The 13,673-nt window shown below is 41.6% G+C and carries 11 protein-coding genes and 3 pseudogenes; 6 read left to right on the top strand and 8 right to left on the bottom strand.

Going from position 1 to position 13,673, the window contains the following annotated elements:
* Positions 1 to 27 precede the first annotated feature (27 nt).
* Together HW45_RS06395 and HW45_RS06390 are read right to left on the bottom strand one after the other, a co-directional pair.
* On the bottom strand, positions 28 to 417 hold the full coding sequence (locus HW45_RS06395; RefSeq protein ID WP_051867832.1) for a hypothetical protein: 390 nt from the start codon (positions 415 to 417) through the stop codon (positions 28 to 30).
* 306 nt (positions 418 to 723) lie between these two features.
* A complete protein-coding gene (locus HW45_RS06390) occupies positions 724 to 1,734 on the bottom strand; it encodes a linear amide C-N hydrolase (RefSeq protein ID WP_038225646.1) in 1,011 nt (336 codons plus the stop codon).
* Between the two features lie 152 nt (positions 1,735 to 1,886).
* Between HW45_RS06390 and HW45_RS06385 the strand changes: the two genes are divergently transcribed.
* Positions 1,887 to 2,762, top strand: coding sequence for a LysR family transcriptional regulator (locus HW45_RS06385; protein ID WP_038225644.1), 876 nt, complete (start codon positions 1,887 to 1,889; stop codon positions 2,760 to 2,762).
* 67 nt (positions 2,763 to 2,829) lie between these two features.
* On the opposite strand, the gene HW45_RS06380 is transcribed toward HW45_RS06385, so the two are convergent.
* Entirely contained in the window at positions 2,830 to 3,714 is an 885-nt protein-coding gene (locus tag HW45_RS06380) for a LysR family transcriptional regulator (RefSeq protein ID WP_038225643.1), read from the bottom strand.
* Positions 3,715 to 3,856: 142 nt separating this feature from the next.
* On the opposite strand from HW45_RS06380, the gene HW45_RS06375 reads away from it, so the two are divergent.
* The 4 genes and pseudogenes from HW45_RS06375 (at position 3,857) to HW45_RS06360 (ending at position 8,219) form a co-directional block, all read left to right on the top strand.
* Complete coding sequence (locus HW45_RS06375; RefSeq protein ID WP_038225641.1) at positions 3,857 to 4,870, top strand: linear amide C-N hydrolase; 1,014 nt, start codon at positions 3,857 to 3,859, stop codon at positions 4,868 to 4,870.
* A 52-nt stretch (positions 4,871 to 4,922) separates the two neighbouring features.
* A pseudogene (locus HW45_RS06370) lies at positions 4,923 to 5,276 on the top strand (hypothetical protein); the annotation flags it as partial.
* 1,208 nt (positions 5,277 to 6,484) lie between these two features.
* Positions 6,485 to 6,820, top strand: a complete 336-nt coding sequence (locus tag HW45_RS06365) for a helix-turn-helix domain-containing protein (RefSeq protein WP_038225639.1) — start codon at positions 6,485 to 6,487, stop codon at positions 6,818 to 6,820.
* Positions 6,813 to 8,219 carry a HipA domain-containing protein gene (locus HW45_RS06360; protein WP_038225637.1) on the top strand — a complete coding sequence of 469 codons (1,407 nt, stop codon included), beginning with the start codon at positions 6,813 to 6,815 and terminating at the stop codon, positions 8,217 to 8,219. The genes HW45_RS06365 and HW45_RS06360 overlap by 8 nt, the downstream gene beginning before the upstream one ends.
* Before the next feature lie 607 nt (positions 8,220 to 8,826).
* Here the strand turns inward: HW45_RS06360 and HW45_RS06355 are convergent.
* From HW45_RS06355 to HW45_RS29285, 4 genes and pseudogenes are all read right to left on the bottom strand, one after another.
* Positions 8,827 to 9,849 carry a DUF2955 domain-containing protein gene (locus HW45_RS06355; RefSeq protein WP_038225636.1) on the bottom strand — a complete coding sequence of 341 codons (1,023 nt, stop codon included), beginning with the start codon at positions 9,847 to 9,849 and terminating at the stop codon, positions 8,827 to 8,829.
* An 8-nt stretch (positions 9,850 to 9,857) separates the two neighbouring features.
* Positions 9,858 to 10,766 carry an efflux RND transporter periplasmic adaptor subunit gene (locus HW45_RS06350; protein WP_038225634.1) on the bottom strand — a complete coding sequence of 303 codons (909 nt, stop codon included), beginning with the start codon at positions 10,764 to 10,766 and terminating at the stop codon, positions 9,858 to 9,860.
* Positions 10,763 to 11,065 (bottom strand): annotated as a pseudogene (locus HW45_RS06345) (addiction module antidote protein); the annotation flags it as partial. The gene HW45_RS06350 and the pseudogene HW45_RS06345, both read right to left, overlap by 4 nt.
* Before the next feature lie 338 nt (positions 11,066 to 11,403).
* Positions 11,404 to 11,553: pseudogene (locus tag HW45_RS29285) on the bottom strand (IS3 family transposase); the annotation flags it as partial.
* 477 nt (positions 11,554 to 12,030) lie between these two features.
* Here HW45_RS29285 and HW45_RS29705 point away from each other — a divergent pair.
* Positions 12,031 to 12,519, top strand: coding sequence for an endonuclease/exonuclease/phosphatase family protein (locus HW45_RS29705; RefSeq protein WP_038225632.1), 489 nt, complete (start codon positions 12,031 to 12,033; stop codon positions 12,517 to 12,519).
* 406 nt (positions 12,520 to 12,925) lie between these two features.
* On the opposite strand, the gene HW45_RS06335 is transcribed toward HW45_RS29705, so the two are convergent.
* Entirely contained in the window at positions 12,926 to 13,555 is a 630-nt protein-coding gene (locus HW45_RS06335; protein WP_038225630.1) for a TetR/AcrR family transcriptional regulator, read from the bottom strand.
* Positions 13,556 to 13,673 lie beyond the last annotated feature (118 nt).

The raw sequence follows: 13,673 nt of genomic DNA, 5'->3' as shown, positions 1-13,673 counted from the left end.
AAGTGTCGTCTACTCGACACTTCTGAGTTACGGAGTGCTCGCTGTGATGGTTCTGGACATTAAGTTATAGTCTGCACCAAGCCACCAATTTGACTCCCCAATTCTGAAGTCAATTTTTTGGTAGGCAAACAAACCTTGGTAGTTCATTTTTAGCGCTGAACCTAATTGGTAGTTGGTAATGTTCACATCTGCCGAATAGGCAGCACCTTCGTATCGGATCGTGTCATCTTTCCACACACCATTATGAAATCCGCCAAATATACGAGAGCCGTTATTTGTTCCGATCCCGACTATGCCGGTTACAATAGAAGCAACTTTTTCTGGGTTCTCTTTTCGGATGCGTTTCTGCTCCTCTGTCTCATGGAAAAATAGCGCGGCAACACCGCCGCCATTACCCACGTCAGGATCAATAATCATTACAGGGACAGGCAAAAACCATAAGCGTTATCTAAAAGCCATCGACTCGCGTCTATGCGACCATCTACTGGGTCAGTCCATTGATTTGCCCCTGCCATTGAAGACAATAAGGCGATGGACCCAGTTAAAATCATCTTTTTCACTTGGTAGCTGTCTAGTTGTGGTTGTAGCGATAATCAAAATGTCATGACTCAATGAGTAGACTTTTGCACTAGTTCGGAACTATCACTACTTTCTGTTGTTGGGAATCGCCTTCACCCTAGTAACAACGCATGACGATACTAGGGTGCAATTCATTAAGGTGTCTTAGTTGAAGCTAACTTGCTGATATTGAGTGGTCGTCTGATAGATATCAAACGACGAGTAATTGACATTCACCCAATCTAAGCTGTCTACATCCACTTTCTGAGGTGTCATATTTTTGTATGTGCGGTAGTAGTAATCTTTCTCTTTCAAGTCATGAACGGTGAAGTGCGTAACCGTTTGAGGTTCTGGTGATAACCACTCCCAGTACAATGTTCCTTGCGGAATATCGAACGTGTTCACCATGTTCCATGTATGATTCAAGATCGCTTCTTTAGAGTCATCACGGCTAAAGTCTGCTGTTGCATTGAGGAAAATAGCACGTTGGAAACGTGATTCTGACGTTTGGTCACCGTTATAACCTACTTGGTCGCTCGTATTGCGTTTAGTCTTACGTAAATCTTGAGCGTTGAACTTCACCTTAGCCATAGTGACTTGGTTGTCATACGTTGGGCCATTTGACATCGCACCGACAGATTCATGGATATCTGGCGTACCATCTCCTTTCGTATACTCAAGTACGATAGCGCGATCGTTATCTTGAATAGACCAGTGAAGACCCATAGTGCCAAACACGCCTTCACCCAATTCAACTTTGATCTTTGAAATAAGCTCGATGGCTTCAACTACCGACGCGGCGTTGCCCAAGATGTAAGCGCCAACATACCAGTGATTCATATCACCTTTACCGCTTGGTGCGTATACAGACTCGTCTAAGTTTTGTGCTGTAATAGACACACCATGCTCGTTCATGCCAGAAGAGAATACGTCTGCCCCGGCAGTTTCACCATGCTGCATACCAACAAAACCATATTTTGCTGTCACACCGCCGTCGAATTTATGGCCACGTGGAATCACAGCTAAGTGCTCATGAGCTTCTACAGGTAGTTCCATCGAGTGACCGACCATGCGGCTGCCATCTGGTGCCACATAGTTAAAAGAACTGCAAGCTTGTGCAACGCCTGCAATCCCCATGCTTGCCGCCAGTGATAGTGCCAAGATTGATTTTTTCATGATCAAACCCTTATTTGTCAAAGTAGTTGTTGTAGTTGGGCGAGGAGTTTGCCCGTGTCATGGCGCTATTTTTACAACTAAGGGTGGTGCTGTATAATTGCATAACACAACCTCAGGTTGAGGATGTAAATGTCAGACTTAGGAGCAGTTCTATGAAATTTTCACTACCTCAGCTAGAAGCATTTGTTTTATCAGCCGAAAATGGGACATTTCAAGCCGCGGCTATCAAGCTCAATAAGCGTGCTCAGGCCGTAGCTAAATTGGTTTCGGCAATGGAAGATACCTGCAATGTACGTCTTTTTGAACGAAAAACACGACGTCTGGAGATCACTGAAGAAGGCAGAAAGTTATTAATAATGGCAAAGCGAGTTCTATTTGATACGGAAAACTTAAACGCAATCCTAGATAGTTTTGAGCAGAAGCTACCAAATAGCATTACGTTGGCAATTGATAATATGCTGATCTGCCCAGAACTGACTTCCTGTATTAAAAAATTAAGAAGCACATACCCAACCATGGATATCAAAGTGCTAACAGGAACTACCAGTCAAGTGACTGACTGGGTGATCAACGACGAAGTGTCTATCGGATTACGTGCCTCAACGGGGAAAGGTCATCAAGACCTCGTTACTTCCGTTGCATTTGGCTTTAAACTTTGCGAGTTGGCTCCATCAGGTATGTTCCCCGCAGGCGCAATTGTTGATAAATCTAACGTGGCCCACCAAACACAGATTGTGCCGGACTTTATTTACGAACTAAAGTTGGAAGAGATGCATGTCTTTAGTGACCAAGTTATTGCCTGCAATGACTTAAACGCAACACTCAGTATGGTGCAATCCGGCTTAGGTTGGACCATTGCTCCGGACATTACTACCCGAGAACTGATACAGCAGGGCAAGGTTGTCGAGTTTTCGATGGAAGGCGTGAATAAGTATACTTGGATGGCAGAAGTTATCTACAAAGGGGAGGAGTCATTGTCCGTTGCAGAAGATGATTTTGTACAATATGTAACAGAGCTAGGATATTAAGCTTTAGAAGAAGTTAATCGAGAGCATTGAAGTTTTGTGTCGATAACATCCGATAGTCAGCCACCTACTACTCAATGATGTCTTTCAAGCGCATAACTCTCTCGATAAACACGTCTGCTGCCAAACTGAGCTGTTCCTCATTTGGATAGTAGAGCATGGCATGCCAAGATACTGGGGTAGAGCCTTCGGAATAGAACTCATTGAGGACACCGTCTTCAAGTAGCCTTTGTACTTTGAAGTTAGGCACTCTTGCCCATCCAGCGCCAGCTTGAAGCATGGCTAACAGTTCATCAAATCCCGTACCTATGATCGTCCTATCACTGAATACGTACCGCTTTTCGTGCCCAAAGTCGTAGATAAACTTCGGAACTATTTGCATCATGTCTCTTTGCTCTTCCTGGCTTAACACTGCCCCTGAAGCAACAACGGTTGATGATGCCACTTCTGCCGTTGAAAAGTTGAAAGCGACCATTTCTTGTAGTCCCTCGAATTGCGTCAACGGAGAAAAAACTAATGCGACTTCCGCTTCACCAGATTTCATCCAATCTATAACTTGCGTTGTATCGCCACTTTTGACGACTAGATCGATGTTTGGAAACTCTTTTAGCACATCCAAATAGCAATGAGTGACAGCTTCTGATGATAAGTAGTTGTCGATAGCCACAGTTAATGAGTTGGGTAGTTGTTGATCAAAACTAGCAAGCTGCGCGTCTAACTTTTCACTCTCTAGCATCATCCTTTTAGCATGAGGATAGAGTTTATTACCTTCTTTGGTGAGATGTAGCTGCCTTACGCGGCGCTCGAAAAGAAGCACATTACAGCTGTCCTCCATCATCGAAATAAACCTTGCGATAACTTGACTGCTCTTGTTGAGCTTAATAGCAGCCGCCTTAAAACTGCCTTCTTCTACAGTCGCCACAAATGCTTGCAACTGGTTCAACGAATATTCCATCTACAACACCTGATTACGTTATAGACATCATTATGATGTCCAATGTCGTTATCATCAATGCTTTTTGTTGGTGATAATAGCTTCAACAGCAAATCGTATCACTGCTACACACTATTTGAACTATCTAAATCAGGGTATACAAATGAAAAAAACGTTACTAACTCTAGCCACTGCAACAGCACTTACTACGGGTTTAGCGGCAACAACAAGCGCTTGTTCTTACTCAACCTTTGAAGTAAATGGCAACGCATTCGTATCTCGTACAATGGAAGCACCGGATTTCATGGGAGAGCACCTTGTGACCGTTCCTCGCGGTTATGAGATCAACGGTAAGTCAGGAGAGTACGGTTTCGTTGGCATGCGTCATGCTGATACGGAGTGGATTTCATCTGGTCTAAACGAACATGGCGTTAACATTGAATCACTAGCACTGCTTGAATCTTCATATCTTGAAGAAGGCAAAGGCGACATTAACTACTTAGAAGTTGTAGGTCACGTACTAGCCAACGCTAAATCGGTAGACGAAGCGGTTGAGCTTCTTAAAAGCACCAAGGTAGAAACAACGACTATCAAAGTAGCGCACGATCTAACGGTGGGTATGCACTATGCAATCCGCGACAAAGACCGCGCAATCGTAGTCGAATATGTAGACGGCTCAGGCTACCCAACTATCTATGAAAACGAAATTGGCGTTATGACCAATGACCCTGCTTACCCGGAACAATTGAAACTAGCCCAACCGCACATTGACGCAGCGGCGGCGCGTGGCGAGGACAAAGCAGATATCTGGAACAAGCTAGATTCTGGCTCTGATACCCGATTCTCACACCTAGCAGCGATCAACGCAGAATACAACCGTAACGGTGCAGACTTAGACGAGCGCGACAACGGTCTAGGCCGCGCATTCTCTATATTGAATGCGATGGAGATTGTACCAACCACTATGTATTGGCTTTGGGTTTCTGAAGCACCTCAAATGATTGGTTACGGCAACGTTGTCGACATCGAAAACAAAGATTATTACTACCGTACAGTGAATAACCCCGATATCCGTAAAATTGACCTAGACAAGATTGATTTCGGTACGGTTCAATACTCAGCTCGGGATATCTATCAGCAAGCCCCATCATTCACTGAAATTACGTTTAATCAGTAACAAGACATATATTGGCTATTAACAGAGCTGCTCCCCGACTGGAACAGCTCAGACAGGCTCTGACTGGCAAGCACAGACATTTTATATTGCGCCAATCTACGACTTGAGTTGCCTGAGTGAGGTAGATGGTAAACGTTTATCTGAGAGCTGTACTACAGAAGGTACAGATAACGGTGAGAATGCTTATGCAGTCCATTGGGAAACCCCAAGTAACTGGATGGCACAAGACTTTGATGCAGTTTCATGGCCTCAAGCGACTGAATACTCGGAAGACGAAATTGGTGTGAATAACAAGAAATCTTACATGAATTTTATTGAGAAATTCAGTGGTGCTGGAGCTAGCTTCATTTGGTTAACAAACGTTGTTTTGGATAATGAAGTTATACTTAGATACGAAGTGAAATAGCTTTATCCCTCTCACATAAGAAGCAGTTATATCTCATTGGAACAGATATAGCTGCATACCTTTCTTTGTTCGTTATTTCTACAAGTTTTTTTCGCTCTTTAACAAGCTTTGGGGCAAAGGCGAGTCAGGCAAGTCTGACTAACTCGAAGGTGGACAGAAATACTCTACATCCCTTCATTTCTAACATGCCCCCTATAGCCGTCATCCTCACGAAAGTGAGAACCTCCTACCGCGAAAATTGGCGACAAAGTCACGTAATTCGGCTGCAGGACGCGCTGAATGAGATCCCCTTTTTCAAGGGGATGACTGTTATTTTTGGGGATGCTGTGAACACGAAAAGGGGCAGAAGTGCTTTTGGGTGCTCACCCCGTCTGAACTTATCTCTCTAGGAATAATCAAATTTTTTTGTCCTAGACTCTTTCTCAATATACTTTACGGCGAATCGCAAACTCACGATTATTCGTTCGAACACCCACATTTTACTGTCTCTAAATTGTCTATTTCCCAGTCAAAACATGGTCGTTCCTTTCATCGTTTGTCTAAAAGCAATCGTCTAAAAAACGAACTGTATTGCCGTACTTAGCAATAGAACGTCAACCATCAATGCGCGATAAGATAAGGCGCAGTAATAAAGGGTTGTCGCTTCAAAAACGTCCAACTCTATGAAGCCAGAGGGTGATTTCTTGGAAGCTTAAGCAAATCGTTACTATTTTATTACAGAGCGCCACAGCGCTAGGAAAATACCTCCCCCCTGAATAACCGGACGTGCAGTTCAATAATGTATTGAAATGAATAACAAACGACAACCTAAAACGTTAATATAAGGGCATCTAAAAACTTGAAGTGCACTGCTACTGTTTGACACTCAATAGATGCGAATAGAGTAAGACTTTGTTATCTGATGGTGTTCGCTTGGGCGATATTTTCAGATACTGACTAAAACCTCAATCCGTATCTTTAATCCCTTGATACTAAATGCAGTCATTGCTTAATTCACACTCGAACTTGTCAGCGTATTTCGATATAAACTGACGCACGGTGATCTCATTTGAAGTAGGATAGCGGCTATTGAACTAGTACACAAATCATAAGTGACTTAAAATGCACTTATAGATAATTTCTTATACAGCTGTCACAAAAGTGAGTTATAGTGAACTTATATTTTTAGAACGAACCTAACAGCGATAAAAGTACATTAAAAGGCACTTATGAAAAAAGGTAAGATGGTAAAAGCACAACCTATGCCTGATTTGAATACCGAGTTCAGTGTGGGAACGTTGGGGAGCGCCATTCGCTCAAAGCGTACCGATAGAGGTTGGCGTATTGATGATCTCGCTTCAAAAGCCAATTTATCTCGTAGGACAGTTATGAAGGTAGAAAAAGGTGATACCAGTGTCACCTTTGCCAATGTGCTAGTCCTCATGGATATCTTAGGGCTGTCGTTACGCCTTATCGACTTAAACCTATTTGTTCGTCCAAATAGCCAAATAACCTCCCAAGATGAAAGCAATGTGAGAAGTAATGAGGACGGTTGGTATGAGTAAGTTACAGCAGTTAGACGTGTTTATCGGTACGAATACCAAAATTGGTCGTTTGATTCTCCCTGTCGGAACAGAAACAGAGTTCTCATTCATCTATGAAGATGAATGGACACACACTGGTTTCCCGATTTCACCATATATTCCTTTCGATGAGCAGGCTTCACCACGTAGTATCGAGAACTATCTTAGAAATCTCCTTCCCGAAGGAGAAGCCTTTGAGGAGATGATACAAAACACTACTATCTCCAAAAGCAATACGTTCGGACTGATTCGTAAGCTTGGGGCGGAAACATCAGGCGCATTATCTTTTCGAGTTCTAGGCTCAGGACCTCAGGAAACCAGTTTTAGATCTGTACCTGATGATGAACTAATAGAACGACTAGAGCGAAATCTAGCGCCATTAGTTTTTTGGGACGGTAAGGTTCGTCTTTCGGTTGCTGGAGTTCAAAACAAGTTAAACTTACTTAAGCGCGGTGATGAATGGGGGTTTGGCGAAGGCAAATTAAGTTCGAACTACATTCTGAAGTTTGAAAGTGGTAAAGCACCGTGTATTGCTGTGAATGAGTTCTTTTGTATGACATTAGCCAAGTTAGCTGGTTTGGATGTCGCTAATGTTGAGCTAAATCGCATAGGGAAGACTAGGGCATTGATAATAGAGCGGTTCGATCGTGCTTATATTGAAGCTCGTAATATCGTTCAACGAAAACATGTGATTGATGGCTGTCAGGCGACTGACTTGCCCCCTGGTTACAAATACGAACGTCAGAATGGGGATGAAGGCGATGGTGTATATATGCGTGATGGCGTTTCCTTCCCACGCCTACTCAACGTTAAAACTAGAGACACGGTAATCACTAACCTAAAGCTTACCCAATGGATGCTGTTTAATCTAGCAACTCTAAATTACGATGCTCATGGTAAAAATATTAGCTTTTTCGTGACCCCTAAAGGGCTTGAACTGACCCCTTTTTATGATTTAGTGAACATAGAAGCTATTGCTCAAGAGGGGGCAAAACGCAACTCGCGAAGCGGAGAATTGTCTGCTCATGAGGGTCGTGCCGCCAGTATCCCTCAATATTTTGCAATGTCGATTGGTGATTGGGAAAGCGAAGACTTTCAAAATCCACCGAAAGGTAATTTCCGACGTCCTATCACCAGCTATGATTTAGCTGAGTTTGGCGCTCTGCTCGGTTATTCAGGTACCAAAATGGCTTCCATAATGGTAGAAACCGTTGGTGCCATAAAGAATGCCTTGAAAGAAACGATTGGACTTGCCGAAGCTCAAGGAATCGATAATAGAGAGCGTGAACACATAGAACTATGTGCATCACTCATCCAAAAAGAATGTGAATACTTGCTAAGGCAAGCCGACAGTGTGCCAGAGATGAGCGAACTTCTTTAACGGTAAACGCAGGGGCGGTCATCGGCAGTGTATAAATCACCTTCGGACAATAGTGAGTGAGAGCTTCGGTCAAAACCTATCCACTGAACAACTTTTAGTATGCAGAAAAGGGCTTAAACATCTCTTATTATGGTAGCCAAAATTCACAGTTTAGGAATATTCTGAACCGATATAAGACATGATTACTGCACTTTTTAGCAGTATGACAATGTGAAAAATCTGTAACACGCGTTCCACTCATTTGATTCAGTATCCGAAACTTTTGGTGCGAGTTAGTACGCTAATTTCAACGTCCGACAAGTACAAAACCCTCATTCTAGATGCTCATCACACCACAGAAATTTGACTGTTTAAAAAACACTCAGCTAAATTGATTTGTGTTGAATGATAGTTGGTTACTATAACCAGAAGAAATCAATGAGACTTGCAACCTTTAACCTCTTTAACGGCTTTGTTGCTTAATTCAGAGACAAGATATGCTAGTCCCGTCGTGCTTGATTCCCATACGATATACTGAGTTTCTTCAGGCAGACCTAACCCTGTAACCTTGTTCAGTGCTTTAATCATAGCGTAGGGTTCGCCAACCTGAGCATGACAAAAAACAGACTCAATTTGGCAAGGACGTTTTCTGATGTGTCTTTAGCTCTGAATTAGAGCAATCGTCGCTCAATAGCATACAAAACATCATAACTGTCCCCAAGGCCAAGCAGAGCTGAACTATTCGTAATGTTATATCGTGAATATTTAACAAGGAATCATTTGAGCCAACGTAAAGCTGTATAGTAACTATTGCACCCATTAATGTATCTTTGACCACTTTTTGAGTTGTAATATCGGCGTTTTTTGATAATGTTAAAAAAACATATACCAGTATAGTGACAAGTAAAAAATATCCTAATAGATTGTACATTGTTGATGCAAATATAAACAAAAATACCAGAGCAAAGATACAGCCCAATAGTTGTGTTAAGCCTCGAAATCTTACCTCCTCAAGCATTTCTTTCTTTGAAGGCTGCATTGAAATAACTATAAATGGCACTAAGCAGAACGTGGAATTAATGGATGAGGTGATCATCATAAAAGCCAAACCTCCACCAACTAGAATGAGCATTTTTAATCTATCAAGTCCAGTTACACTAAATTCGGTTTGAGGCTCAGAGCGTTCATATAGTGCGGGCTTAGTTACTATTATCTTATCAAAAGCTATTATAATTCCTACTGATACCAACATTCCTATTAACATGTCACTAATGATTGGAATGACGAGATTCTGATAAGTAGCATCAGAAGAATAAGTATTGACAAATATGACATTGAATACAGGCATTAGGCTGAGGGTTATATCTGTTTGTTTTCGACACTTCCTGCGAACATAGTCAAAGTAAAATAGACTTAAAGTCCATATGATGAACTGATGACTGTTGAATATCTCGTTTACCATAACTGCGATTAAAATAGAAATCACAGCAGGTTTAAGAAAGTTAACCAAAATCTTAAGATTTCTATAGGGGAAGTATAAAGCTACGATGGTAGCGTATAGAACAAAATAAATTGGCGTATAGGTGTGTAGAGATTTTCCTACTACTGCGCATGTGCCGATTATTAAAATTTGTTTAACTAATTCCTTCATAAACGGTCTCAATAAAGGTAGCGAAACAGGCTAATCCCTTTCATCCAAGAATAACTTATCGTCCTGTTGAGTCCTCTGCCTTGAAGCATTACGGTCGCCATACCACCAGATGGAATCTCCAATTCTACTTCCAAGTTTATGCGGATAACGTTTTTGTGTTGAGCTCGGATCCAGCGTGTGTCACTTTTTACAGCACTCAGATTTTGTGGGGAATTGATGCCACTTTGACTCGCCGGTTCAATATAATTCACATGGCCAGTAAATACTTGTCCTGGCTTCGCGTCTAAAACAACCCACACTAAAGTTCCTTTAGAAAAGGTGTCGATACTTTTTTCTGGGAAAGCTGCCTCAATCCACTTTCTAGAGGTAATTATATGACCTATAGTGTTTCCTGAAGAAGCGTATGTACCTCGAATTATTGATAAATTTGCAACAATACCATTTGCGTTAGATTTGATATTCGTTCTATCAAAATCAAGTTTAGCCCTAGCATAGTCAATATTGGCCTGCTCAAGTGCGAGTTGACTTACTGTATACGCGTTCTCAGTTATTTCATAATTTTGCTGACTAACTAGACCTTTTTTAAGCAATTTTCTATTACGAGTGTGTGTTTTTCTCGCTTCTTGTAAGTCTGATTTTGCTTTCTTTAAAAGTGATCGTGTTTTGTCTAACGCGAGGCTATAGTCAGTATTGTCTATGCTTATTAACGGGGTCCCAACTTTGACTTCATCTCCAGACTCAACTAAAACCGAGTCAATTCTACCTGAAACCCTTGGAACGATTTCGAGGGATTCACTTTTGACTGTTGCATTGGTGCTAAAGGGCAGGACATTGTCAGTAATAATGAGAAACATAACAAAAACCAACGCTATACCTAGAAAAGTATTTGATACTCGGCTATAGAATTTATCACTCAACGACTTTTCCTCGAATCTAAATCATAAAAAATACCTTTCTTACCACTTTGAACTTTTACATCAAACCTAACGTGACAGTAGTCTAGTATGCTTAAAACTGTTTTTAGTGTTGGGTTACCATCTTTTGATAAGGATTTGTAGATAACAGTTCGACTTATACCTGTTGCTCTGCAAAATTCCGTCGCCCCAACTGCTTTTATCACATTTCCAAGACCTTCAGAAATTCTGCTGACGTCATTGGTTTCAAATAGTCCTCTTAAATACTCGGTAACATCAATTTCATTACTCATTATATGCTCATCTGACTCAAACGGTGTATCATATAGTGTACAATGGTGTCATATAAAGTTCAATGTTTGAGGTAAACTGACGTGTTATAGGATTAACATATTAATAAATATAGTTTTTTAACTTCAATTAGAACTGGTTTACCTGGGGGAAGAGAGGCAAAAGCAAATAGAATCAGTCGTCATTTGTGTATGTGTTAAGATTGTTTCTATTTATCTCAGGTTGTCTAAAAATTCCTATGTCAGCGAGATAGTACGATGTTTTTGACGCGTAGGACAAAACGTGATTAGGTATTTGATTCAGTCGGTTATAGAGGTAATGATCTATTCCAGTCAGACTGGACACTTAGTTAGGCGGCATCTTGCTTTTCGAAGTTCATTGGGCTTAGGTACCCAAGAGCACTGTGCCTTCCCGTTTTATTATAATCAACTTCTATTTACTCGAAGATCGTTTGGCGCATCTGCTCTCTGGTCATTATTGGCTCATATTGAATTGCTTCATAACTATCTCGAACCGGAAACTACTGGTATAGCAAGAAAGATAAAAACACCAACACGGAAGAGAAATGGCAGAAAAAACAGCAGTGGATCACTTCTCTGCTTAACGAAATAAGGGCAGATATTATAGGCTTTCAGGAAGTTTTCAGCACTGAATCACTGCAGCAGCTCTGCTTGTCGCAGGGGTATGAGCACTTCAAGTCTGTTGCCCTTGTTGGACGGGGTGAAGACGATCAGAATCTATACAATCGGCCTATTGTAGCATTAGCATCTAAACATCCCATTCGAACGGTGGCACCAGTGGGCGTTTGGGGATATCCAGCGGCTTTTCCTTTAGCCGGACACCAGTAAAAGCGGTCATTGAAACAAAACTTTTTGGGCTAGTTTGTGTATACGTTCTCCACCTTAAGAGTAAACGGGCTCTTTACTCCAGAAAATACACCAACGAAGATTCACTAAAAGATAAGGCACTACTGGAAATGCTGGGACAGTCACAGGGTAAAGTGTCCTCTTTGTTGCAGCGCGGAACTGAGGCTGCCTGCTTGGCAGCCGATGTTATGTTGGATCAGCATTTCTCCGGTCTACCAACAGTGGTGCTTGGCGACATTAATTGTGACTTTAGAAGTGTCGAGTACGATGCATTATGTCCTAAAGGCGGCTTGAGATTGGAAGGGGTGGAAACTGATGCACAGAAAGTACAAGTAACAGAGCTCTATGACAAGTTGCGCTTGCATAGTGCTTTTTCGTCGGCGGAGGTGAACAGCGACGCGCCAACGCACTACTACAAGGGTAAGGGAAGTACCTTAGACTACATCTTTGTCTCTAATGAACTAGAGAACAAAGTGAAAGAACATAAAGTGTGGAATACGCATATGGTGGATCCTTCTACTGAAAAGGTCATTAAAAATCGAGATTACAAAGAGTCGACTGACCACGCCATCGTCAGTATTGAACTGAAACATTCGTAACGTTCGTAGATGAAAGATTATTATTAAGCTAAACCAAGTCGACGCTAATCTATATCTGGCTTGGTTTTTCCAGTGCTAAATGGAGTTTGAAGTGATGACATAGGCATGTTCGACTCTGGCAGGCCTCTGGCTATTTTCGAGTTAAGTGTTACTCAAAAGTATATACTAATGGATTATTTACACTGGATATCCAATTTCGCCGATAGTCACTATAACCCACTTCAATGTAGTCTGGACTTGCTGCTATTATTTTACGTAAATTAAGACACAAACATTTGGTATTGCAAACTGCTGGAGGCTCACTTTGCCTTCGAAAGTGTGGGTATCATCAAGCATTGTTGACTCTTTTCGCAATGCTCTGTGATGATACAAACAGAACGGCTATGCTCCGCTTTTTAGTATGAAGTTAGTGAGTCATAGCCAATTCTGGCTGCTTGGTTTTATGACAAATATTTGGAATGTAGAGTTGCAAGTATGACTGAGTTAGGCGGATTGCTTCACTTGCCATTGCCGGCGTGATGTAACCGTGCTCTCGATAAGACAATGAGTAAATCTTATCAGCCACCTGTAGGCAAATAGCAAAGATATTTATCGACTCTGGCATCTTTGGAATATCGAAGAACTGGCGATATATCGCTTCAACTTGGTAACCTAGTTGTAGATCATGTTCCGTATCGGCATGACCCAAATCAGAGAAGGTATGACGACCTAGGATCAGTTTTTTAGCGATTGGGTTTTGATTATAGTATTCCACATAGGCCATTTCGATCATTCGATTTATATCAGTCCAGTGAGTCACTTTGTTCTCATCGATACAATTTTCTAATAGGTGCTCAAACTCAATGAATACGGTGTCCAGTAAGTTTCTTAATAGGCTTTCAATGTTCGGGAAGTGGTGATAAACGGTTGACGTAGCCATTCCACACTCTTTGGCTATGTCATACATGGAAATATTGGTTGCTTCTCTTCTTTCCATTAACTGGAAGGCTGCTTGATTGATCCGTTGCAGTTTTTCTTCGGTAGTCACTTTTCGCATAATCAAAGCCTTCTCGATAAGGGGATATAATTAATTTAAAAGGTGGTAAGTCTTTTAGCGATAATTTTGTCACTAATGTTTGACCTACACACCTTAATGTTTTTACGTTCGTCTGTGA

The organism is Vibrio sp. ER1A (assembly GCF_000733315.1).
Lineage (GTDB): Bacteria > Pseudomonadota > Gammaproteobacteria > Enterobacterales > Vibrionaceae > Vibrio > Vibrio mediterranei.
Note: the sequence above shows the minus strand (reverse complement) of the source record. Positions and strands in the feature narration are given on the sequence as shown.

Excerpts from the sequence above, each read along its gene's own strand:
- HW45_RS06395 (WP_051867832.1), bottom strand. The coding sequence starts at position 417 with ATGATTATTGATCCTGACGTGGGTAATGGCGGCGGTGTTGCCGCGCTA.
- HW45_RS06390 (WP_038225646.1), bottom strand. The coding sequence starts at position 1,734 with ATGAAAAAATCAATCTTGGCACTATCACTGGCGGCAAGCATGGGGATT.
- HW45_RS06385 (WP_038225644.1), top strand. The coding sequence starts at position 1,887 with ATGAAATTTTCACTACCTCAGCTAGAAGCATTTGTTTTATCAGCCGAA.
- HW45_RS06380 (WP_038225643.1), bottom strand. The coding sequence starts at position 3,714 with ATGGAATATTCGTTGAACCAGTTGCAAGCATTTGTGGCGACTGTAGAA.
- HW45_RS06375 (WP_038225641.1), top strand. The coding sequence starts at position 3,857 with ATGAAAAAAACGTTACTAACTCTAGCCACTGCAACAGCACTTACTACG.
- HW45_RS06365 (WP_038225639.1), top strand. The coding sequence starts at position 6,485 with ATGAAAAAAGGTAAGATGGTAAAAGCACAACCTATGCCTGATTTGAAT.
- HW45_RS06360 (WP_038225637.1), top strand. The coding sequence starts at position 6,813 with ATGAGTAAGTTACAGCAGTTAGACGTGTTTATCGGTACGAATACCAAA.
- HW45_RS06355 (WP_038225636.1), bottom strand. The coding sequence starts at position 9,849 with ATGAAGGAATTAGTTAAACAAATTTTAATAATCGGCACATGCGCAGTA.
- HW45_RS29705 (WP_038225632.1), top strand. The coding sequence starts at position 12,031 with ATGCTGGGACAGTCACAGGGTAAAGTGTCCTCTTTGTTGCAGCGCGGA.
- HW45_RS06335 (WP_038225630.1), bottom strand. The coding sequence starts at position 13,555 with ATGCGAAAAGTGACTACCGAAGAAAAACTGCAACGGATCAATCAAGCA.